Origin of the sequence: Nocardia acidivorans NBRC 108247 (assembly GCF_001625085.1) — a bacterium.
Taxonomy (GTDB): Bacteria; Actinomycetota; Actinomycetes; order Mycobacteriales; family Mycobacteriaceae; genus Nocardia; species Nocardia acidivorans.
On the sequence record NZ_BDAW01000026.1, the window covers coordinates 24,899 to 44,663 of the forward strand.

General features: G+C 66.6%; 20 protein-coding genes. 6 read left to right on the forward strand and 14 right to left on the reverse strand.

The features are described 5' to 3' along the window. Nucleotides 1-13 precede the first annotated feature (13 nt). The 8 genes from NA10_RS15795 to ramB all read right to left on the reverse strand — a co-directional run bounded on the left by NA10_RS15795 (nucleotide 14) and on the right by ramB (nucleotide 8,067). On the reverse strand, nucleotides 14-553 hold the full coding sequence (locus NA10_RS15795) for a carboxymuconolactone decarboxylase family protein (RefSeq protein ID WP_067568599.1): 540 nt from the start codon (nucleotides 551-553) through the stop codon (nucleotides 14-16). 54 nt (nucleotides 554-607) lie between these two features. Further along, nucleotides 608-1,363 carry a GntR family transcriptional regulator gene (locus NA10_RS15800; protein WP_067568600.1) on the reverse strand — a complete coding sequence of 252 codons (756 nt, stop codon included), beginning with the start codon at nucleotides 1,361-1,363 and terminating at the stop codon, nucleotides 608-610. 14 nt (nucleotides 1,364-1,377) lie between these two features. Further along, the gene (urtE, locus tag NA10_RS15805) at nucleotides 1,378-2,070 is read right to left on the reverse strand and encodes an urea ABC transporter ATP-binding subunit UrtE (protein WP_067568601.1); all 693 of its coding nucleotides are present in this window, start codon (nucleotides 2,068-2,070) and stop codon (nucleotides 1,378-1,380) included. Next, nucleotides 2,063-2,872, reverse strand: a complete 810-nt coding sequence (urtD, locus tag NA10_RS15810; RefSeq protein ID WP_067568602.1) for an urea ABC transporter ATP-binding protein UrtD — start codon at nucleotides 2,870-2,872, stop codon at nucleotides 2,063-2,065. Before urtD ends, urtE begins: the two co-directional genes overlap by 8 nt. Next, complete coding sequence (urtC, locus tag NA10_RS15815) at nucleotides 2,869-4,035, reverse strand: urea ABC transporter permease subunit UrtC (protein ID WP_373862380.1); 1,167 nt, start codon at nucleotides 4,033-4,035, stop codon at nucleotides 2,869-2,871. Before urtC ends, urtD begins: the two co-directional genes overlap by 4 nt. Next, complete coding sequence (gene urtB / locus NA10_RS15820; protein ID WP_067568603.1) at nucleotides 4,032-4,916, reverse strand: urea ABC transporter permease subunit UrtB; 885 nt, start codon at nucleotides 4,914-4,916, stop codon at nucleotides 4,032-4,034. The genes urtC and urtB overlap by 4 nt, the downstream gene beginning before the upstream one ends. 229 nt (nucleotides 4,917-5,145) lie before the next feature. After that, the gene (gene urtA / locus NA10_RS15825) at nucleotides 5,146-6,420 is read right to left on the reverse strand and encodes an urea ABC transporter substrate-binding protein (protein WP_067568604.1); all 1,275 of its coding nucleotides are present in this window, start codon (nucleotides 6,418-6,420) and stop codon (nucleotides 5,146-5,148) included. 237 nt (nucleotides 6,421-6,657) lie between these two features. Beyond that, nucleotides 6,658-8,067 carry an acetate metabolism transcriptional regulator RamB gene (gene ramB, locus NA10_RS15830; RefSeq protein WP_067568605.1) on the reverse strand — a complete coding sequence of 470 codons (1,410 nt, stop codon included), beginning with the start codon at nucleotides 8,065-8,067 and terminating at the stop codon, nucleotides 6,658-6,660. A gap of 114 nt (nucleotides 8,068-8,181) precedes the next feature. Here ramB and NA10_RS15835 point away from each other — a divergent pair, with 114 nt between their 5' ends. Then, nucleotides 8,182-9,708 carry an ATP-dependent DNA ligase gene (locus NA10_RS15835; RefSeq protein WP_067568606.1) on the forward strand — a complete coding sequence of 509 codons (1,527 nt, stop codon included), beginning with the start codon at nucleotides 8,182-8,184 and terminating at the stop codon, nucleotides 9,706-9,708. Nucleotides 9,709-9,959: 251 nt separating this feature from the next. On the opposite strand, the gene NA10_RS15840 is transcribed toward NA10_RS15835, so the two are convergent. Genes NA10_RS15840 through NA10_RS15865 form a run of 6 tightly spaced genes read right to left on the reverse strand, consistent with a single transcriptional unit; the run spans nucleotide 9,960 to nucleotide 14,627 of the window. Then, nucleotides 9,960-10,415, reverse strand: coding sequence for a DUF4254 domain-containing protein (locus NA10_RS15840; RefSeq protein WP_067568607.1), 456 nt, complete (start codon nucleotides 10,413-10,415; stop codon nucleotides 9,960-9,962). Nucleotides 10,416-10,419: 4 nt separating this feature from the next. Further along, nucleotides 10,420-10,794 (reverse strand): BTB/POZ domain-containing protein, encoded by a 375-nt coding sequence (locus tag NA10_RS15845; protein WP_157556538.1) that lies wholly within the window; start codon nucleotides 10,792-10,794, stop codon nucleotides 10,420-10,422. A gap of 14 nt (nucleotides 10,795-10,808) precedes the next feature. Then, nucleotides 10,809-11,597: a DeoR/GlpR family DNA-binding transcription regulator gene (locus NA10_RS15850; protein WP_218021529.1), complete on the reverse strand. Its 789-nt coding sequence runs from the start codon at nucleotides 11,595-11,597 to the stop codon at nucleotides 10,809-10,811. After that, nucleotides 11,594-12,484, reverse strand: a complete 891-nt coding sequence (locus NA10_RS15855; protein ID WP_245677340.1) for a carbohydrate ABC transporter permease — start codon at nucleotides 12,482-12,484, stop codon at nucleotides 11,594-11,596. Before NA10_RS15855 ends, NA10_RS15850 begins: the two co-directional genes overlap by 4 nt. Next, the gene (locus NA10_RS15860; protein ID WP_067568610.1) at nucleotides 12,481-13,377 is read right to left on the reverse strand and encodes a carbohydrate ABC transporter permease; all 897 of its coding nucleotides are present in this window, start codon (nucleotides 13,375-13,377) and stop codon (nucleotides 12,481-12,483) included. Before NA10_RS15860 ends, NA10_RS15855 begins: the two co-directional genes overlap by 4 nt. Continuing rightward, nucleotides 13,374-14,627, reverse strand: a complete 1,254-nt coding sequence (locus NA10_RS15865; protein ID WP_067568611.1) for an extracellular solute-binding protein — start codon at nucleotides 14,625-14,627, stop codon at nucleotides 13,374-13,376. Before NA10_RS15865 ends, NA10_RS15860 begins: the two co-directional genes overlap by 4 nt. Before the next feature lie 121 nt (nucleotides 14,628-14,748). Between NA10_RS15865 and NA10_RS15870 the strand changes: the two genes are divergently transcribed. The 5 genes from NA10_RS15870 to NA10_RS15890 are packed head-to-tail and all read left to right on the forward strand — an operon-like array spanning nucleotide 14,749 to nucleotide 19,754. Further along, the gene (locus NA10_RS15870; RefSeq protein ID WP_067568612.1) at nucleotides 14,749-15,693 is read left to right on the forward strand and encodes an SIS domain-containing protein; all 945 of its coding nucleotides are present in this window, start codon (nucleotides 14,749-14,751) and stop codon (nucleotides 15,691-15,693) included. Nucleotides 15,694-15,725: 32 nt separating this feature from the next. Continuing rightward, entirely contained in the window at nucleotides 15,726-16,664 is a 939-nt protein-coding gene (locus NA10_RS15875; protein ID WP_067568613.1) for an ROK family protein, read from the forward strand. Then, entirely contained in the window at nucleotides 16,661-17,890 is a 1,230-nt protein-coding gene (locus NA10_RS15880) for an N-acetylglucosamine-6-phosphate deacetylase (RefSeq protein ID WP_084514748.1), read from the forward strand. Before NA10_RS15875 ends, NA10_RS15880 begins: the two co-directional genes overlap by 4 nt. Further along, nucleotides 17,878-18,894, forward strand: a complete 1,017-nt coding sequence (locus NA10_RS15885; RefSeq protein WP_245677341.1) for a hexose kinase — start codon at nucleotides 17,878-17,880, stop codon at nucleotides 18,892-18,894. Before NA10_RS15880 ends, NA10_RS15885 begins: the two co-directional genes overlap by 13 nt. An 8-nt stretch (nucleotides 18,895-18,902) precedes the next feature. Beyond that, a complete protein-coding gene (locus NA10_RS15890) occupies nucleotides 18,903-19,754 on the forward strand; it encodes a class II fructose-bisphosphate aldolase (protein ID WP_067568615.1) in 852 nt (283 codons plus the stop codon). Nucleotides 19,755-19,765: the final 11 nt, after the last annotated feature.

A 19,765-nucleotide genomic window follows, 5' to 3' on the forward strand; every position in this document is an offset into this window, starting at 1 on the left:
GGACGCCGCGGTATCAGTGGTCGGTTTGGATGCGCAGGGCGGTGATGGTGCTGGCCAGGCCCTCGTACTGGTTTGTCAGCAGCACGATTTCGATGAGGCGGCGTTCGTCGTAGTGCGCGGTCAGGGTTTGCCAGGCGGTGTCGTCGAGATCGCGGGTGGTGACGAGTTGGTCGACGGCGGTCAGCAGTGCTCGTTCCCGATCGGTCCAGCCGGGGACGGACGGTCCGGTGCGAATCCAGTCGAGCTTCTCCCGGGTGACGCCCGCCCGTTTCCCGAGGCGGATGTGATGGTCCATCTCGTAATCGCATTGGCGCAGATGGGCGACGCGAAGGATGACCAGTTCGGATTCGTAGCGGCGCAGGCGACCGCCGGGCATGAGCTTGCCGGAGAAGTGCAGCCAGCCGCGGAACAGGCCGCCGGTGCGGCCCAAGGTGCTGAACAGGTGGGCGTCATCGGTACCGGCCGCGCGGGAAAGCGCCTGCCAGACAACCCAATTGATCGGACCGAGTTCCCGGAGGCGGCCGGGGGCTATGCGTGGCTGCGTCGACACCATGCCCAACGCTAACAGGCTGTCCCAGTCACTGGCCACCGGTCCGCGCCGAAGGGTTCATTCCCGCACGGCCCGTGCGAGTTTCGTGAGTTCGAGCGCGCGGCGTGCCCGGGTGAGGACGTGGGCACGCGAACTGGTGAGGTGGGCGAGCAGGGTGCGCAGCGCGGATTCCAGGTCGCCTTCGAGCAGGCTTTCGGCTATCGCTATGTGGTCCTCGGTCATGGCGGCGACGCGTTCGGCGGTGGGCATATCGATAGCGCGGACGGGCCGGACGCGGGCGTGCACGGTGGCCAGCGCATCGGCCAGGGCCGAATTGCCCGCCGCCGCCAGCAATGCGGAGTGGAACTGTTCGTCGGCGGTGATCAGCGCGGCCCCGGGCTCGGGTGGGTTGTCGCGCAGATGCCGCCACAGCTCGAGTTCACCGCGCAGCGCGGCGGTATCGTGCAGCAGGGGTGTGGACCGGTTGGCGTAGCTGATGCCGTTGCGGTGCGTATCGAGATCGCCGAGGCCCGCCGGTGTGCGCTGCAACCGCTGGATTCCCCTGGCCTCCAGCACGATTCGCAGCTCGTACAGGTCGCCGAGTTCATCCACCCGGGGCCGGTACGGATAGAGCCCGTCGGTGTGGCGTTCGAGCAGCCCGTCCGCGTAGAGCCGTGCCAGGGCCTCGCGGACGGGAGTGCGGGAGACACCGTAGGTCTCGGCGAGGCGTTCCTCGCCGAGCCGGTCGGTCGGGGCGAGCACGCCCGCCGCGAGATCTCGTCGCAGGGCCGAATAGACCCGATCGGAGAGTGGAATACGCCCCCTGCGCGCCATATGGGATCGCCTGATCAGATCGCCATGGCCAGTCGGACATCGGGCTCCGCGCCCGCGCCGCCCACCCCCGTGGAGGTGATCCGCCCCGATTGCAGTACGTAGTACTGCTGCGCGGCCTGCAGTGCGAAGCCGATGTGCTGTTCGACCAGCAGCACGCTCAAACCGCCGCGATTGGTGAGATCGATGATGGTGCGCTCGATTTCGGCGACGACGGAGGGCTGGATGCCCTCGGTGGGCTCATCGAGAATGAGCAGTTTCGGTTCGGTGATGAGGGCGCGGGCGATGGCGAGCTGCTGGCGCTGCCCGCCGGACAGCAGTCCGGCCTTGCGGGTGAGCAGTTCCCTCAACGCCGGGAACAGGTCCAGGGATTCGGCGACGAGCTCCTTGGCGCGTTTGCGGCCGTCCGCGACCACCTGGAGGTTCTCCATGGTGGACAGCTGCGGGAAGGACTGCTGGCCCTGCGGCACATAGGCGATGCCGCGCTTGACCCGGCGGGACGGGGACATCTTGGTGATGTCCTCGTCATGGAAGCGGATCTTCCCGGATTTGGCGGGCAGCAGGCCGACCGCCGCGCGCAGCAGGGAGGTCTTCCCGGCGCCGTTGTGCCCCATGACGGCAACCACACCGTCGCTCGGAACGGTCAGGGACACACCGTGAATCACCTGGGTGCGGCCGTAACCGGTGTGCAGGTCAACGAATTCAAGCATGGGCGGCTTCCTCCTTCTCGTCGATGGCGGTATCGGCCGCGGTGACCGGCGGTAGGTAGCCGGCCGCGGCGGTGCCCAGGTAGACCTGCTGCACCTTGGGGTCGGCCTGCACCTGTTCGACCGTGCCCTCGCTCAGGACGCGTCCGCCCGCGAGCACCGTCACCGAGGAGGCGAAGGCGCGCATGAAGTCCATATCGTGTTCGACCACCACCACGACGCGGTCGTCGCCGATGCGCCGCAACAGGTTTCCGGTCTCCTCGCGCTCCTCGGCGCTCATTCCGGCCACGGGTTCGTCGAGCAGCAGCACCGAGGCGTTCTGCACCAGCAGCATGCCGATCTCCAGCCACTGCTTCTGGCCGTGCGCGAGGATTCCGGCGGGGCGGTCGCGCAGTGCGGTGAGGCCGATGGTCTCCAGGGCCTCCTCGATGGCGGGCAGCACCGAGGTGCGCTTGCGCAGCAGGGTGACCGCCGAACGCCCCGCGCCCGCGGCGATATCGAGGTTCTGCAGCACAGTGAGCTGTTCGAAGACGCTGGCGGTCTGGAAGGTGCGGCCGACGCCGAGCCGGGCGATCTGATGCACCTTCTTGCCGATCAGTTCACTGCCGGACTTCCGCGCGGACCCGGTGGCCGGGGTGAGCCCGGTGATGGCGTCGATGAGCGTGGTCTTGCCCGCACCGTTCGGGCCGATCAGGAACCGCAGATCCCCCTGCAGCACGGTGAGATCCACCTCGGAGACGGCCTTGAACCCGTCGAAACTCACGGACAGGCCGCGGATTTCGAGGTACTCCTTGTCCATGGTCATGCCTTCACCTTCACTTCGTCATCGGTGTTCTTGCCGGTGGACATGACCGGGGCGACAATGGCCGCGCCCGCGCCGACTGCCGGTCCCGCCGGTTTCGCGGGCCGGAAACGTTCGGCGAATTGCTTTGCCAGCGGCCACAATCCGATCAGACCGGCGGGCAGGAAGCCGACCACGACAAGGAAGAGCGCACCCTGGATGTAGGTCCAGCCGGAGGGGAAGTTCTCCGAGAGCGTGGTCTGCGCCCAGGCGACGCCGATCGCGCCCAGCACCGGGCCGAGCAGGGTGGTGCGCCCGCCGATGGCGACGCCGATGAGGAAGGCGATGGAGGGCACCACGCCGATATCGGCGGGGGAGATGATGCCGACGATCGGGGTGAAGAGCGCACCGGCGATACCGGCGAAGAACGCGGCCACGACGTACGCGACGATCTTGATATTGGCCGGGTCGTAGCCGAGGAAGCGCACCCGCTCCTCCTGATCACGCACGGCCACAAGCAATTCGCCGTAGCGGCTGTTCATGAGTTGGCGTGCGATGGCGACCACGAGGAGCAGCGCGCCCGCGGCGATGAAGAACATCATCCGCCGGTTCACCGGATCGTCCAGGCGGAAGCCGAAGAAGGTGCGGAAGTCGCTCAGGCCGGTGAACCCGCCGATGGTCTGCTGTCCGGTGAGCAGGATCGCCAGCGCCGCCGCCAGGGCCTGGCTCAGGATGGCGAAGTACGCGCCCTTGACGCGGCGCTTGAACACACCGAATCCGAGCACCGCCGCGATGGCGGCGGGCAGCACCAGAATCCCGATGATCGCGACCGGCGCGGAGGCGAAAGGTTGCCAGTACGACGGCAATTCGGAGATACCCGCGATGGACATGAACTCCGGTACATCCTCGTGCGCCTTGGCGGCGTCGGCCATCTGCATGTGCATGGCCATGATGTACGCGCCGATGCCGAAGAACACGCCCTGCCCGAGCGTCAGCATGCCGCCGCGTCCCCAGGCCAGCCCGATGCCGACCGCGACGATGGCGAAGCAGAGGAATTTGGCGAGCAGGCTCAGCCGGAATTCGCTGAGCGCTGCGGGCGCGATCCCGAAGAGAACGATTGCGGCCAAGGCGAATCCGCCCACCGCCTGGACCGAGGAATGGGCATTGAGCCGCTGAATGAGTGTCACGCCAGGCTCCGGGTGTGAACGGTGAACAGGCCCTGCGGGCGCACCTGCAGGAAGATCACGATCACCACGAAGACGATCACCTTGGCGACCGAGGCGGTGGTCGAGTATTCGACGAAGGAATTCAGCAGGCCCATACCGAAGGCCGCGATGACGGTGCCCTTGATCTGCCCGAGGCCGCCGATGACCACCACCAGGAAGGCGTCGACGAGGTACGACTGCCCGATGGTGGGGCTGGTGGAGCCGATCAGGGTGAGCGCGACACCGGCGACGGCGGCCAGGCCGGAGCCGATGAAGAAGGTGCTGATATCGGTGAATCGGGAAGAGACGCCGGAGGTTTCGGCGAGGCTGCGGTTCTGCACCACGGCGCGGATGCGGCGACCCAGCGGCGTGGTCTTGAGCACGGCGGCCAGTGCGATGACCGCGGCGACGGCCAGCACCATGATGAAGATGCGGGTCTTGGGGACCACGGTCCCGGCAATGGAGAGGCCGCCGGTCAACCAGTCGGGGGCGACCACGTTCTTGGCCGGTGCACCGAAGATGTCCCGGGTGACCTGCTGCAGCACCAGGCCGACGCCGAAGGTGACCAGCAGGGTGTCCAGCGGACGGTCGTACATCCAGCGGATGAGCCCCATTTCCAGGGCCGCGCCGAGCAGGCCGCCGACCAGGAAGCCGACGAACAGCGACACGATCAACGCGACGCCGGTGGAGTGGATGACTTGCTGCACAACGAATGTGGTGTAACAACCGGCCATGATGAATTCACCGTGCGCCATATTGATCACGCCCATCTGACCGAAGGTCAGCGACAGACCGAGCGCGGCGAGCAGCAGGATCGAGCCGAGGCTCAAACCCGTGAACAGCTGTCCGACAGCGACTTCCATATTTTCTTGCCCTTCGCTTCGCTACGGGCGGGTTCGCGGCCCGGAGGTCCCGGTTCTTCCCTCCTGCGCTCCTCCGCTTCGCTCCCCCGCTCCGTCAGTCCAGAACCGGGACGGTCGCGAACCAAGCGGGCGGGGGAGTTGGGATTGCTTCTGTAGTTTTCCGACCGCCGTAACGGCCGGTGCGGGGATGGGGTCCCGCACCGGCCGCCCCTCATCGGCGGCTACCGAATTACTTGAGGCCCTTCGCCCAGTCGTAGGACTTCAGGTACGGGTCCGGCTTCACGGACTGGCCCGAATCCCAGACGGTGTAGATGAGGCCGTCGGCGCGGATCTCACCGATGCGGGCGGTCTTGGTGATGTGGTGGTTGGAGCCGTCGATGGTGACGGTGCCCTCGGGGGCGTCGTAGCTCACGCCGTCGGCGGCGGCCTGAATATCGGCCACGGCGAAGGACTTCGCCTTCTCGACGGTGTTCTTCCACAGGTAGACCGAGGCGTACGCGGCTTCCATCGGATCGGAGGTGGGCTTGCCGGCGCCGAAGGCGGCCTTGTACGCGGCGACGAACGCCTTGTTGGCCGGGGTGTCGACGGTCTGGTAGTAGTTCCAGGCGGTCAGCTGGCCGGTGATGTTCTGCGCACCGATACCCGCGACCTCTTCTTCGGCGATGGACACCGAAACGACAGGCATATCAGTGGCTTTCAGGCCGGCGTTGGAGTACTCGCGGAAGAACGCCACATTGGAGTCACCATTGAGGGTGTTGAAGACCGCGCCCGCCTTGGAGTTGCGGACCTTGTTGACGATTGTGGAGAAATCGGTGGAGCCCAGCGGCGCGTAATCCTCGCCCTTGATCTCGATGCCGTTGGCCTTGGCGTACGCCTTGATCTCGCGGTTGGCGGTCTGTGGGAAGACGTAGTCCGAACCGACCAGGTAGAGCGAGGTGATGCCCTTCTGCTTCAGGTAGTCCAGGGCCGGGACGATCTGCTGATTGGTGGTGGCGCCGGTGTAGAAGATGTTCTTGCTGTCCTCCAGGCCCTCGTACTGGACGGGGTAGTACAGCAGCGAGTTCAGGGTTTCGAACTTGGGCTTCATGGCCTTGCGGCTGGAGGAGGTCCAGCCGCCGAAAACCGCTGCGACACAGTCGGAGCTGATCAGCTTCTCGGCCTTCTCGGCGAAGGTCTTGGGGTCCGACGCGCCGTCCTCGAGCACCAGGTCGATCTTCTTGCCCATGACGCCGCCCGCGGCGTTGATCTGGTCCACCGCCATCTTGGTCGCATTGGCGACGGTGACCTCACTGATGGCCATGGTGCCGGTCAGCGAGTGCAGCGACCCGATCTTGATGGTGTCCTTCGAGGTGTCGACACAGGACTTGGCATTGGAGCCCGACGCGGTGTCGCTGTCACGCGACCCGCAGCCGGAGACCAGCGCGACCGACAGCACCAGCGCGGTCGGAATGGTGATGGCCTTGACCAGGCGCTGAGTTCGCTGCCGACGGTGGGAATCTTGCATGGGGCGGACCCTTCTCACTGACATCGACGCCACGTGCGTCGCTTGCGAATACGGCCGCGTATACAACCGCTGTATTCGTGAGGGGAACCGTAAACGGGAAGTATTGCGCCGGAATGACTCTCGGTGACAGTCCGATTGCCGATGTTTCGCAGGCGTGAATTTCCGCTCACCGCAAGATGATTCGGGTCGATCATATCGGCTATAACCGCAGACCGGTGGCGCATTTCGCGCGGTGGACTACTGGATGACGTAGGGGGAGATCGAGCTGCGATGCTCGCTGATGTCCAGCGATTTGCCCAGCGGCGGGAAGGCGCGCTGGGGGCAGTTGGAGCGTTCGCAGACCCGGCAGCCCGCACCGATGGGGGTGGGTTTGGGATCGTTCAGGTCGAGGCCGTCGGCATAGACGACGCGCCCGGCGTGGCGCAGTTCGCAGCCCAGGCCGATGGCGAAAATCTTACTGGGTTCGCCGTAGCGGGTGGCGCGGCGCTCCACCGTGCGGGCGATCCAGAGGTATTTGCGCCCGTCCGGCATCTGGGCGATCTGGGTCATGATCTTCGCGGGGTAGGCGAAGGTCTCGTACACATTCCACAGCGGGCAGGTGCCGCCGCTGGAAGAGAAATGGAAACCGGTGGCGGACTGGCGTTTCGACATATTTCCGGCGCGGTCCACCCGGACGAAGGAGAACGGGACGCCGCGCAGGCGGGGGCGTTGCAGGGTGGAGAGGCGGTGGCAGATGGTTTCGTAGCTCTGGGTGAAGAAGGCCGACAGGCGTTCGATGTCGTAGCGGAAATCCTCGGCCATTTCGTGAAAGTGGGTGTACGGCAACACCGTTGCGGCGGCGAAGTAGTTGGCCAGGCCCAGCTTCGCCAGTATCCGCGATTCCGGACTGGTGAAATTGCCCTCTTCGACCAGCTTTTCGATGAGGTCCCCGCACTCCAGATAGGCGAGTTCGGCGGCGAGTTTGAATACCCGCTGTCCGCCGGACAGGTGCGGGGCGATCTCCAGGCGGCGTGAATCGGGATCGTATCGGTGCAGAACCCCATCGCCCAGATCGATGCGCTCCACGATCTGCACGCCGTGCGCGGTGGTGAGGCGGCGCGCGATCTCGCGTTTCAGATCGCCGCCGTGGAATCGCATGCGGGTGGCGAGTTCCTCTGCGGCGGTATCCAATTCGTGAATGTAATTCTGCCGCTGGTAGAAGTAGTCGCGAACTTCCTCATGCGGTTTGGAGATGGCCCCGGACCCGCTGCCGTCGGAGAAGCGGTCCTCGGTGGCGGCGGCCAGCTGTGCGGTCGTATTGCGGTAGCGACGGTGCATATTCACCATGGCGCGCGCCAAACCCGGATGCGCGGAGACCATTTCGGCGATCTCCTGGGCATCGGCCTCGATACTCAACTCCTGGTCCATGACGACCTCCTGGAGTTCGGCAATGAGCCGGGTGTCGTCCTGGGAGGAGAAGAATCCCGCGTCCACCCCGAAGACCTCGCTGATACGCAGCAGGACCGGTACGGTGAGCGGGCGCACGTCATGTTCGATCTGATTGAGGTAGCTGGCCGAAATCTCCAGCTTCTTGGCGAGGGAGACCTGACTCAGCCCGCGTTCGGTGCGCAGCTGACGGAGGCGCGCGCCGACGAAAGTCTTGGCCATGCGCCCAGTTTATGGGCGGTTTCGCAGCCCTGCCAACCCGGAATTAACAACCCTGCTGAGTACTGCGTCACAAATCTCCCGGGAACTGTCGGACCGGGCGGTTACGGTCGATCGGTGCACTTGTCGCGAGTCGTTGAGGCGTTGCGGGCGGTACGCGCGACCTCTTCGCGGAAAACCAAGATAAATACCCTTGCCGAGCTGCTGGAACTGGCCGCTCCCGAGGAATTGGCGCAGGTGGTCGCGTGGGTTTCCGGTGAGCTGCTGCAGGGCCGGATCGGGACCGGCTGGCGGACGCTCACCACCATGGAGGTGGTCGCCGCCACGGAGTCGACGCTGACCATCGACCGGGTCGATCGGGCCTTCACCGAGCTCACGACGATCGGCGGCAGCGGGTCGACCGCGCGCCGGCGGGAACTGCTGGAGCAATTGTTCACCGCCGCCACCGCCGATGAGCACGACTTTCTGTTGCGCCTGCTGACCGGGGAGATGCGCCAGGGCGCGCTCACCGCGATCGTGGCCGAGGCGGTGGCCAGGGCCTTCGCGGTGCCGATCGAATCGGTGCGGCGGGCGCATATGCTGTCGGGCCGACTGCCGGTGACGGCGCTCGCGGCCTCGACCGGCGGTGTGGCCGCCCTCGACGCCTTCCGGCTCGAGGTGGGTCGTCCCATTCAGCCGATGCTCGCGTCGCCGGGTGCGGCGCTGGATGAGGCATTGGCCGAATTCGACGGTGCGGTCAGCGTCGAACACAAAATGGACGGTGCGCGCATTCAGGTGCATCGCGATGGCGAACAGGTGTGGGTGTTCACCCGCACCCTGCGCGATATCACCAAGAGCGTGCCCGAATTGGTCGGCCTGGTAAAGGAACTCGACTGCACCAGCGTGGTGCTGGATGGGGAAACGCTGGCGCTCAATGATTCCGGTCGACCGCGCCCATTCCAGGAGACCATGTCGAGGTTCGGCGCGGCCGCCGCACAGGAATTGCTCCTGCACCCGTACTTCTTCGACTGCCTGCACCTGGACGGTGTCGATCTGCTCGACGCACCCCTGCGTGAACGCCGCGCCGCGCTCACGAAAGTGGCGTGCGGACTGAGCATTCCGGCATTGATCGCACCCGATGCCGAGGCCGCCGCCGAATACTTCGACGGTGCGCTGGCGGCCGGGCACGAGGGCATCATGATCAAGGCCCTGGACGCGCCCTATGCCGCGGGCCGTCGCGGCCGCGCCTGGCTGAAGATCAAACCCACGCACACCCTGGACTTGATCGTGCTGGGCGCGGAGTGGGGTTACGGCCGCCGCACCGGCTATCTGTCGAATCTGCACCTGGGCGCGCGCGATCCGGACGGCGGTGAACCGATCATGGTCGGCAAGACCTTCAAGGGTCTCACCGATGCCCTATTGCATTGGCAGACCGCCGAATTCCCGCGGCACGAACGCGAGCGCGACGGTAATACCGTCTTCCTGCACCCGGAGTTGGTGGTGGAGATCGCCATCGACGGCGTGCAGCGAAGTCCGCGCTATCCGGGCGGTCTGGCCCTGCGCTTCGCCCGTGTGGTGCGCTATCGCCCCGACAAGGAACCCGCACAGGCCGACACCATCGGCACCCTGCGGGCGCTGCTACCCGTGACCACGTCCGGGGACTGACAAGACTCCCAGCGACTTCACAGCCGGATGGATGCCCATTCCGAGGTTGGCGGCGCACGATTCATGCTGTCGAGCTCGAGCCTGGCGGTTTCAGGTGACGGGGAACGGACACTGCCACCGCACCCCCACGCGGGTTCCGTTCCCCCGTGAACCCCGGGCGGATCTCGATGGTGGATTGCGCACGATTCACCTGTGCTGTCGACGGCGTCCCGTCCCTCGCCGGGCGCCGTCGACGACACGAAAACTCCAGTTCAGTACTCGTATTCGCGATTCCCGGTGAGATTGGGCAGGCGGCGGCGACCGGCCGCTAATTCATTGGCCAGATGCTCGTAGGCCAGCGCCAGTTCGGTGAGCCGGGTCGCCGCCTCGTGCATGGCCTCGTCCGGTGCGGAGGCCAGCGTCAGATAGGCCAGCGCCGAGAATTGCGCCAGTCGATCCACCACGGTGCCGACCGTCTCGGTGTGCAGGTGTGCGTCGCGTGCGGCCTTGGGCAGTTCCAGCGCCACCCACCGATCGATATCCAGCACCATGCGCGCCCGCTCATGATCGATATGTCCGGTGGCCCCGGCCGCCGCGGTCAAGCGCCGCTCATGCAGATCCGCCAGTAATCCCGCGCAGCGCAGTACCGGATGTCGATCTTCGGGAGGCAGGCCGCGGCAGGCCTGCAGCAGCAGATGTTTCGGCGGGAGCAGAGGCACGGCGGCCATCCTGCTATGCGAATATCTCCGATTGGCAACGGCATTCACCCGATCGGGCACTTGACGGCATGACCCGGCGTGTCATCCCAGCCGGTCGAGTATCCATCGCCCCGCCGTGGGATCGCGGGGCAATTGTGTGTGCCACGGCGCCGGGGCGCAGATCCTGGATGAACTCATTGTCGACACCGGGCTCGTCGGTGAAGGAGGCGACGCCCGCCGGGGTATTGGTGGTGTCGTCGCGGGTGGCGAGCACCGCGTAGCGGATACCGGGGACGGTGATCGGACCGGCACGCTCGGCACCGGTGTCGGCAGTGCGAATCCCGATCATGGCCGCGTACAGCACCTTCGGCCCGGTGAGCTGATCGAACATATCGTAGATGGGTCCCACCGGCAGCAGACCAATCAAACAAGATCGACACGAACTCCCGCGGTCCGCAGCGCCGCCACGACGTCCGGATCGGCGTCGGAATCGGTCACCAGCACGTGAATCTGATCGATCGGGCAGATGCGCGCCAGCGCGGTCCGATGCAGTTTGTCCGAGGTCGCCACCGCGATGACATGCTGTGCGCGCCGGACCATCTCGGCATTCACCCCGGACTCGTCCAGATGCGTGCACTGCGCCCCGCCCTCGACCGAAATGGCGTTGACGCCGAGAACCACCGTGTCCAAACGCAATTCGGCCAGTGAGCGCTCGGCCAGCGGCCCGTGCAGCTCATAGGATTCGCGCCGCGCCATACCGCCCAGGCAGATGGTGCGCAGGTACGGCCGCAACACCAGTTCGGCGGCGATATTCAGGGCATTGGTGACAATGGTCAGCCGCTCATCGGTGGCGGTGGCCAGATCCGGGCGCACCGCCAGCGCGCGGGCGACCGCCGTGGTGGTGGTGCCGCCGTTCAATCCCACCACCGCGTGCGTATCGATAAGTCCCGCGGCGTGTTCGGCAATGCGCTGCTTGGCCTCATCGCCGTGCCGGTACCGGGCGGGCAGATCGTAGGCGACCGAGGTCGCCACGATGCCGCCGTGCGTGCGCGTGGCCAATTGCTGTTCGGCCAGCGCGGTGAAATCCCGGCGCACGGTGGCGGGGGAGACGCCGAGTCGCTCGGCCGCCTCCTCCACCGAGAGTCGTCCGGCCTCGGCGAGTAACTCCAGCAGCCGATTCCAGCGCATGGGTCGGTCAGCCGCGGCGGTCACTTCACGCTTCCAGCGGTGAGACCTGCGACAAGACGTTTCTCGATCACGGCGAAGAGGATGACGACCGGCACGATACCGACCGTAGAGATGGCGAAGACGTATTGCCAAGCCGTGTCGTACTGGCCGATGAACTTGGTCAGGGCCACCGACAGCGGCTGGTTCTCCGGGGTGGTCAGAATGACCAGGCTGGCGGCGAATTCGTTCCAGCAGGCCACCACCGTGAAGATGGTCGCGGTGACGATGCCGGGCCAGACCAGCGGCAGACTCACCCGGGTCAGGATCTGCCAGCGGCTCAACCCGTCCAGCTGCGCGGCCTCCTCGATCTCCACCGGGACCGAGGCGAAGAAACTGTGCAGGATCCAGACGGCGAAGGAGAGGTTGAAGGCCGAGTTCACCAGGATCATGGCCAGCCAGGTGTCATTGATGCCGAGGGTGAAGAACTCCCGGATCAGGCCCGTCACCAGCACGGTGGGCTGCAACATCTGGGTGATGAGCACCAGGCCGAGGAAGGCGACGCGGCCCGGAAACCGCCGTCGCGCCGTGTAATACGCGGCGGGGATGGCCACCAGCAGCACCAGCAGGGTCGCGGCGGTGGAGATGACGATGGTGCTGACCATGTTGAACGACAGCGGTGTCTCCGGGGTGTTCCACATGGTGGAGTAGTTGTCCGGATGCCACTGCTCGGGCAGATAGGTTGGCGGGATGCGCAGGATCTCGGCGCGCGATTTCAACGAGCCCAGCAGCATCACGCCGTAGGGGATCAGGAAGACCGCCGCCAGCAGCACCCCCACCGCGGTGAGCTCCCAGCGTCGCCGTTTACGCCGGGGCGCACGGGATTCGGAGTCGGCGGGCGGTTCGTTCAACAGCACGGGAACGGTCGTGGTCACGAGTCCACCTGCTCGGTCGGGCGGATCACCTTCACATAGATCGCGATGATCACCACGATCAGCACGAAGTTCAGCACGCTCATCGCCGCGGCGGTGTCGACCTGCTGATTCTGCCTGATCAGCTTGAAGGTCAAGGTCGTCGTGGTGTCGGCGGAGAATCCGGCGATACTGCCGGTGAGCACCTGCAGGATCGGCAGTGAGTTGAAGACATTGATGATGTTGATAATGGTCGCGACCGCGATGGCGGGGCGCAGCTGCGGCAGTGTGATGTACCGGTAGCGCTGCCACGAATTCGCGCCGTCCACCCGGCCCGCCTCCTGAACCTCGGCCGGAATCGATTGCAGCCCGGCCAGAATCGTGTACGTGGTGAACGGGATCGAGACGAAGACGCCGACCACCACGGCCACCACGAACGCCGGTCCCGGCTGTTTGGTGAAGCCGTAGCCGCGATCGAGCACCCCGATATCGACCAGGAACCGATTGGCGATGCCGACATCGGGATCCAGCATGTAGTAGAAGATGGTCGTGGTCATCACCACCGACGCCGCCCACGGCACCAGGATCGCCATGCGCACCGCGGTCCGGCCCGGGAACTCCTTGTTCAGGAATTGCGCCAGCGCCGCCGAGAGCAGCAGCGTCGACCCGACCACGGCAACCACCCAGATCACCGTGTGCGCCAGGATCGGCCCGAGTTCGGGGATGGCGAAAAGCCTGCGGTAGTTGGCGAATCCGGCCGCACCCTGGTCCTGCCCGTACGGGCTCAGCGCCCGGGTGCTGGTCCACAGCATGTATCCGGCCGGGAAGACCACGATCGCCGCGATCAGCACCAGCACCGGGCCGATCCACGGCAGGGCGGCCAGCCCCGCCGTGAATCGTGTTGCGCGCCTGCTCAACTCGCCGCCTGCGTGATCTTCTTCAGTACATCGGCCGGATCCGCGCCCTGGGCGATGGTGCCCATCTGCTGTTTGATCGCGCCCTGCACCGCACCCCACTTGGGATTGTTGCTCGGGTAGAACTTGGCGACCGGGAGGGTGGCCGAGAAGATCTTGGTCACCGGATCGTCGGCGAGCACCGTGACCGCGCTCTTGGTGATCGGAATGAAGTGCTCGTTCTTGACGAAGTTGGCGTACACGGCCGCGGTGTAGAAGTAGTCGATGAACTTCCTGATCGCGTCCTGCTTCTTGCCGTCCTTCTTGAACGCCATCAGGTGATCGGCCACGCCGAGCGTGACGGGCGTGCCGGTCTCGGTGGGCGTGGGCGCGGTGGCGTACTTCAGCGCCGGGTTCTTATCGCTGATCATGCCGATCACCGGCGGCAGGCCCTCGATCATGCCGATCTTGCCCTGGATGAAGGAGTTGATCACGTCCTTGCGATCGGTGGCACCCGGATTCGGCTGGGTCACACCGGCGTTGGCGATGGCCTGCATGGCCTCGAGGCCATTGAGGTTCTGCGGGGTGTCGATGGTGAGATTGCCGCCATCGGACCAGTTGCCGCCCGCGCCGAAGGTCCAGATGGAGGTCTCGCCCTGCGCCTCCTCGCTGCCCAGGGGCAGGCCGTAGCCGGACACGCCGTTGCCGAGCGCCTGGATCTTCTTGGCGTCATCGGTCAGCTCGGCCCAGGTCTTGGGCGGGGTGGTGATACCAGCCTTCTCGAAGAGCTCGGAGTTGTAGAAGAGCGTGCGGGTGGAGGCGAAAAGCGGTAGCGCCCACTGGGTTCCGTCGATGGTGGCGTTCTGCGCGAAGGCGGGCTGGATATCGGCGATGGTGCTGTCGGAGGCGATCTCCTTGGCCGTGTAGAGCAGCTTGTCCTTGGCGAAGGTGGAGTAGGCGTCGATATTCAGGATGTCCGGGGTGCTGGACTGCGACTGCAGTTTGGTGCGCACCACGTCATTGATGTTGTTCCAGGATTCGATCTGCAGGTCGACCTTGATATCGGGATTCTTGTCGTGGAAACCGGCGATGATCGCGTCCCAGAGCGCCTTGGTGCCGTGCGCGCCATCGCTGTAGGAGGGGACCAGCATCTTGATGGTGTTCGGATCATTGTCGTCCGAACTCTTCGAACCGAAGCCGCAGGAGGAGGCGGCGAGCACCGCCGCGGTGAGCACCGCTACACCGGTGAGGGTCCGTTGGAGACGTCTTTTCACTTGTCGAACCTTTCGATACACACACCCGGGCCAAAGGGGGGATGATGAGGTCGACCGGGTGATCGTTGTCGAATCTAACCCAGCCGTGATTGATTGTGACTACTTTGGCTGTAAATTTGACATGAACGATCACTGGGCGCACGCTGGGCTGGTGCTGCCCTCCGCCGAACAAACCCCAGCCACTTTCCTCGCCTCCGAGATCGCCTCCCAGCCCGACAATTGGGCGCGAGCACAATCGATCGCCACCCGACATCGCGCACTGCTGCCCGGCATCGGTGAGCGTGTGGCGGCGATAGGTTGCGGTACATCGCTTTTCATGGCGCGTGCGTACGCCGCCCGGCGCGAGCTCGCGGGCTACGGTCCGACCGACGCCTGGCCCGCCGGGCAGATTCCGAACGGCCGCCGCTACGACCGCTACGTGGTGATCTGCCGCTCCGGCACCACCACCGAGGTGATCGCGGCGCTGCGCGCGCTGCCCGCCGAGACGCCGCGCACGATCATCTGCTCGAGTCCGGGCACACCCGTGCTCGCACTGGGTGATTCGATCCTCATCGACGAGGTGGACGAGCGCTCGGTGGTGCAGACCCGGTTCGCCACCACCACCCTGGCGATTCTGCGCTGGAGCCTGGGCGAGGACCTCACCCCGGTGATCGCGCAGGCCCGCGCGGTGCTCGCCGAGGATCCGGCCGAATCGCTCGCCGCGGTGCGCCGGGCGGACCAGATCACCTTCACCGGAATGGGATTCGCCGCCGCACTCGCCGAGGAGGCCGCGCTCAAACTGCGCGAAGCCTGCCAATCCTGGACCGAGTCCTATCTGGCCACCGAATATCGGCACGGGCCGATCAGCATTGCCGCGCCCGGGCGCGCGGTCTGGGCCTTCGGTCCGCTGCTGCCCGGTTTGGCCGCCGATATCGCCGCCACCGGCGCACACCTGGAGCATCGCGATATCGATCCGATGGCGGATCTGGTTCGCGTACACCGGCTCTGCGTACTGCGTGCGGCCGATCTCGGGCTGGATCCCGATCATCCGCGTAGCCTGACTCGCTCAGTGGTTCTCGATTCCTGAGCAGTCCTAGTTTTCCTGAGCGGAGCCCGATCATGAACCTGCAACCCGTCATCGGACTCGGCGCGGACGCGCTCGTACTCGGCCTGGACGTCGGCGGCACCACGGTGAAAGCCGAGATCACCGATGCCACCGGAGCGGTGCTGGCCAGCGGAGACCAGCCCACTCCGCGCGGTGCGGCGGCCTTCGACGCCATGCTCGAGCTCGGAGACGCGCTGCTGGACAAGCTCTCCGAGACCGATCGGGCGCGGGTGCAGCGGGCGGCGGTGCTGCTGCCCGGCGTGGTCGACACCGCAAATTCCGTCGCGGTGTTCAGCGCCAATATCGGCTGGCGCGATATCGAGGTGGGCTCGCGCTTCACCGACCGGTGGGGCATGCCGGTCCTGCTCGAACACGATGTGGCCGCCGCCGGCTGGGCGGAATGGCGCTTCGGCGCGGGCAATGACCGGGAATCGGTGTGCGTGGTGATCATCGGCACCGGCATCAGCGGAACGCTCTCCGTCGGTGGACGATTCGTGCGCGGCGGTATCGGACAGGCCGGGGAGTACGGCCATATCTCGGTGCGCCGGGGCGGACTGCCCTGCCCCTGCGGCAATGTCGGCTGCGTGGAGACGGTGGCCTCGGCCGCCGCCATCGCGCGCGCCTACACCCGGCGCACCGATATCGAATGTGACAGCGCGGCAATGGTATTCGACCGGGTCGGCTATGACGAGGATGCCCGCGCCGTGGTCGCGGACGCCGTCGACGCGCTGGCCGACGGTCTGCTCGGCGTCATCCACGCCGTCTGCCCCGAACGGGTCGTACTCGGTGGCGGGCTCGCGGGCGCGGGGGACGCCCTGGCCCAGCCCCTGCACCGCGCACTCACCGATCGGCTGCGCGTGGTGCCGGTCCCCGAGGTCGTGATCGGAACCTTCGGCGCGCGTGCGGGACTCACCGGTGCGGCCCTGTTCGCCAGATACGGGGTGCTGGCATGACGCGCCGGTCGCGCCGGAGCGCCGCGGCGCAGGCGGGCGGTGTCGCGGCGGCCGTCGGCCCGGATTTCGGCGTCGATGCGGGCGTGCACATCCGGGGGCGGATCTTCGCGCCGAGTCACGTGGTCGAGGATGGGGTGGTCTCGGTCCTGGGTGAGCGCATCATCGCGGTACGCACGAATGAGCAATGGACGGTGACGCATCCGGGATCGGGGGAACTGCCCTTCGAGGGGATGCTGTTGCCGGGGCTGGTGGATATCCACGTGCACGGCGGGGCCGGACATCGGTTCGACACGGTGGATCAGGCCGATGCCGCCGGGGCGGCCGCCTATCACCGGTCGCGGGGCAGTACCACCGTGCTCGCCGGGATCGTCACCGCCGCACCGGAGGATATGGTGGCCCAGGCGGGCGCGCTGCGCGAACTCGCCGACGACGGGGTGATCGGCGGGATCTACGCCGAAGGACCCTTTCTGTCCGAGACCCGCTGCGGTGCACAGGATCCGCGCTATCTCACCGATCCGGATCCGACCCTCACCCGGCGATTGATCGACGCCGCGGGCGGCCATCTGCGCGTCATGACCCTGGCTCCTGAACGCGCCGGATTCGAGCAGGTGGCGCGCCTGCTCACCGAGCACGGCGTCACGGTCTCGCTCGGCCACACCGATGCCGAGTTCGGGGTACTCCGGGACGCCTTGCGGCCCATCGGTTTCGCGAGTTCGGTCACCCATCTGGCGAATGGCATGCGGCCCATGCATCATCGCGCCGCGGGACCGGTCGCCGCCGCGGTCGCCGCCGCCGCGCGCGGTCACGCCACGGTGGAGCTCATCGGCGACGGCGTACACGTCGACTCCGGTTTCGGGGCGCTGGTCTTCGCCGCCGCGCCCGAGCGGGTCGCCCTCATCACCGATGCCATGGCCGCCGCCGGAATGCCGGACGGCAGCTATCACCTCGGTCCGCAGCAGGTCCAGGTCAGCGGTGGCGTGGCCCGGGTGGCGAGCGGCTCCATCGCCGGCGGCACCTCGCACCTGCTGCGCTGCCTGGCCTGGGCGGTGCGCGAATGCGATGTGTCCCTGGCCGATTCGGTGCGCGCGGCGACCATGACACCGGCCGCGTCCGCCGGGCTCACCGATATCGGCGATATCCGGCCGGGCGGCTTCGCCGACCTGATCGCCGTCGACGACGACTTCGGACTGCGCCGCGTACTGCATCGAGGGAAGTGGCTCTCGTGATCCTCACCGTCACGCTGAACCCCGCCTACGATCTCACCTATCGCCTACCGAAGTTCGAATATGGTGCGGTGCAACGTATTCCGGCCCTCGAACAGCGGGTCGGCGGTAAGGGAATCAATGTCGCCCGCGTGCTGACCCAGCTCGGACACGACTGTGTGGCAATGGGATTCGCCGATGCGGCATTCGCGGAGGAGGCCGGGCGGGAGTTGCCCGTCGACATCGTCACCGCGCTGCCGCGGGTGCGCCGCACCGTGGTCATCAGCGAGGCCGACGGCACCACCACCGGACTCTGGGAACCCGGTGCGACACTGGACGATCCGCATGCCGCCGACGTACTGCGGCAGCGGATCGCCGATCGGCTGCCGCGGGCGCGCGGCCTGGTCATCTCGGGGTCGCTACCCGGCGGGGTCGATCCACGACTACCCGCCGATCTCGCGAAACTCGCCATCGCCGCCGATGTGCCCGTCATCTGCGATGTGGACGGACCGGCCCTGATCGCGGCCGCGAAAGTCTCGGGCGTGGTGCTCATGCCGAATGAGGATGAGCTGCAAACGCTCACCGGTTTCCCCGCGCGATCGGCGCAGGATGTCGTCGATACCGTACAGCCCTCGCTGAAATCCGGTGTGGGCGCGATCATCGCCACCCGGGGGCGCGACGGCCTGGTCGGGGCCGTGCGCGGGGCGGCCTGGAGTGCCGCGCCGAGCGAATCGGTGACCGGAAACCCCACCGGCGCGGGCGATGCGGCAGCCGCGGCCCTCATTGCCGGATTGGCGGCGCTGCCCAAGATTCCGCGCGATTTCCCCGCACAGCTGGAATGGCCGAATGTGGTGTTGCCCGGCTGGCTCCGTGCGCCCGAACTCGATTGGCCCGCCCTGCTCGCCGACGTGGTCGCGACCTCCGCCGCCGCGGTGGCCCGGCCGGTGGCGGGCGAGATCGATATGGACCTGCGCACCGCGCTCATTCCCGAGGTGCGGTTGCTGCCGGTGCACAACTGGCTCTACTAGGAGAATTCATGCCCCTCACCCCGATTCCGAGGTTGATCGAGTTGGCCGGGCCCGGCGGTCTCGGCGCGTTCAATGTGATCACCCTCGAACATGCCGAGGCCATCGCGGCCGCCGCCGAAGCCACGCGAAGACCCGCGATTCTGCAGATCTCGGAGAATACGGTGAAGTATCACGGCGCGCTGAAACCACTCGCTCGCGCCTGTTTGCAGATCGCGGCGGACAGTTCGGCCGCGCTCGCGGTACACCTGGACCACGCCACCGAGACCGAATTGATCAGGGAGGCGGTCGAGGTGGGGCTCACCTCGGTCATGTACGACGGTGCGGCCCTCGACTACGCCGACAATGTCGCCGCCACCGCGGAGATCACCCGCTGGTGTCATGAGCGCGAGGTCTTCGTGGAGGCCGAATTGGGTGAGGTCGGTGGGAAGAACGGTGCGCATGTACCGGGCGTGCGCACCGATCCGGACGAGGCCGCCGCCTTCGTCGCCGCCACCGGAGTGGACGCGCTCGCGGTGGCGGTCGGGTCGGTGCACGCCATGCAGACCCGGGCGGCGACCCTCGACACCGAACTGATTGCGAGTTTGGCGAAGGCGCTGGCGGTGCCGCTGGTGCTGCACGGCTCCTCCGGGGTTCCGGACGAGGGGTTGCGGGCTGCGGTGCGGCACGGCATGGTCAAGATCAATATCGGCACCCGGCTGAATATCGCGCTGACCGAGGCGGTGCGTATCGCGCTGGCGGCGGGGCCCGGGATCACCGATCCGCGAAAGTATCTGGGTCCCGGACGGTTCGGCGTCCAGCAGGATGTGCAGCATCATCTGCGGGTGCTCAGCGCGCGGGCGCTGCGGGCGGTGCCGAACTGATCCGCTGGCGA